The following is a 2,403-nucleotide window of genomic DNA, read 5'->3' on the forward strand; positions in this document are numbered from 1 at the left end:
CAGCCGTTATTTTTGTAATGGAAGTGGTACTTCGTGAATATAAAGTACATATATTTGTACCTATCATGCTTGCCGCTGTTACTGGCGCACTGGCCACACAGTTTGTTTTTGGTGAAGGCTCAGAGCTTGCGCTCATTACCATAGCGCCATTGAGTGGTTGGCATTACCCTTATTTAATATTATGCGGCATGGCGCTGGGTGCAATTGCATTTAGCTTTAATCAAAACTTAATGCTAATTATTAAAACATTTAAACCTTTAAGTATGTTCCCTCGTTTATTAATTGCAGGGTGCATTGCCAGCTTAATAGCTTACGCAGTGCCTCATGCTATGGGCTCTGGTATGAGCGCAATAACTATCGCGGTTGAATCTCCTGATGACGTAAAGCTACTCACAACTATTTTAATCGCTAAACTACTTGCTACATTGTTTGCTATCGGTTTGGGTATTCCGGGCGGTTTAATTGGTCCGGTAATTGGACTTGGCGTATTAATTGGTACATTAATGGCTTTTTTTGCTCAGTTTATTAGTCCTGGCACTGATATAGCGGGTACTTATGGAGTTTTAGGTATGGCCGGATTAATGGCCGCCACATTGCATGCACCACTAGCTGCTTTAACAACGGTCATGGAGCTTACATCGTCACCTGAAATAATTGTTCCAGCTATGCTTGTGATCACCACGGCCTATGTAACAGCATTACAGTTTTTTGGAAATCGCTCCATATTTTTGCAGCAACTAGATTTTCAGGGATTACCGTACCATGTATCTCCCGCTACCGAAGCATTACAAAAAGTGGGGATAATGGATGATATGGATGAAGACTTTAAATTGCTTTATTCTGACGACAAAGTGCAAATAAAAAGCACATTAGATGCCATGGATAGCCAAACTCCGTTAATTGTTTTTGACGAAGAAAATGGCTATCGTCTCGCTGAATACGATTTAACGCTAATGTCTAATGAAACAATAAATATAAATTATATTAGCTTGCAGGGCATCAGTAGTCAGGCCACCCTAGCCGATGCTTTCGATATCCTAAAAGATAAAAGAAGTGGCGCGCTTTACGTTTATAACCTTTTAGATAATCAACAAATTATGGGGCTATTACGCTGGGATCAAATTCATCATATTTTAACCATTCGTAACAGCTTACTTTAAACAATAAGGACTATTATGAGCGCATTATTGATTTATAAAACACTCCACATATTTTTTATGATTGCGTGGTTTGCCGGTATTTTTTACTTGCCTCGATTATTTGTATATCACGCTATGAGCGAGGAAAGATCATGCAACTCTATGTTAAAAGTTATGGAGCGCAGACTACTTTATTTCGTTACCCCATTTGCTGTATTAACCGCTGTATTTGGTGTATTGACCATTGTTGAATATGGTCGTGATTGGTTTAGATACAGTATGTGGTTGCACTATAAGCTAGTGCTGGTGATCATATTATATATATACCACGGCTACTGTTTTAAGTTATTAAATGACTTTAAACATGACCGCAACACTAAGACAGACCGCTTTTACCGTATTTTTAATGAGCTCCCAGTTATTGCGTTGCTCATCATAGTGGCACTTGCGGTAATAAAACCTAATTTATAAGCTTTGCGGCGCATGTTAAACTTCGCTGCAATTTACAATACTTGCTTTAACACGCGCGATTGCGTGCTCCATTTATGGATTATCGCGCCCATTTGACTGATTAGGAATAACCCCATGTTAAGTTTCCAAGGTGAGCATATACTGTCTGTAAATCAGCTAGACAGAGACTGCATTGAACGTATTTTTGCAGTAGCAAAAAAAATGGAGCCTTATGCTAAAAAGCAAAAGCAAACTACGGTGCTAGAAGGCGCTATTTTAGCTAATTTGTTTTTTGAACCGAGCACTCGTACACGAGTTAGCTTTGGCACCGCCTTTAACTTACTTGGCGGTGGCGTACGTGAAACTACAGGTATGCAAAGTTCAGCCCTTGCTAAAGGTGAGTCTCTTTACGATACCGCCCGCGTTATTTCAGCTTATGCTGACGCTGTTGCTATGCGCCATCCTGATGCAGGCTCAGTTAGTGAATTTGCTGACGGCTGTACTGTGCCGGTTATTAATGGCGGCGACGGCCCAAATGAGCACCCTACTCAAGCATTACTTGACTTATTAACCATTGAGCGCGAATTACATCGTTTTGGTCAAAATATTGATGGTATGCATATAGCGCTTGTGGGCGATTTAAAGTATGGCCGCACAGTGCATTCTTTATCTAAACTATTGTGCCATTATAAAAATGTAAAGTTTTCGATGGTCGCGCCTGACGGCTTACAAATGCCAACAAGCATTTTAGATGCAGTAGAAAATGCTGGCCATAAAATTGAGCTAGTAAATAAGATGGAAGGCAATTTAGCAG

3 protein-coding genes are annotated in these 2,403 nt (G+C 40.2%); all 3 read left to right on the forward strand.

The genetic code is table 11. The features are described 5' to 3' along the window. On the forward strand, positions 1 to 1,160 hold a 1,160-nt coding region (locus L652_RS0100220; protein ID WP_024603162.1), incomplete at its 5' end, for a chloride channel protein. A gap of 15 nt (positions 1,161 to 1,175) precedes the next feature. Further along, positions 1,176 to 1,610 carry a CopD family protein gene (locus L652_RS0100225; RefSeq protein WP_002958913.1) on the forward strand — a complete coding sequence of 145 codons (435 nt, stop codon included), beginning with the start codon at positions 1,176 to 1,178 and terminating at the stop codon, positions 1,608 to 1,610. A 114-nt stretch (positions 1,611 to 1,724) separates the two neighbouring features. Continuing rightward, positions 1,725 to 2,403: aspartate carbamoyltransferase (locus L652_RS0100230; RefSeq protein ID WP_024594829.1), on the forward strand; the 679-nt coding region annotated here is incomplete at its 3' end.

It is taken from the genome of Pseudoalteromonas sp. TB25 (assembly GCF_000497995.1).
GTDB lineage: Bacteria > Pseudomonadota > Gammaproteobacteria > Enterobacterales > Alteromonadaceae > Pseudoalteromonas > Pseudoalteromonas distincta.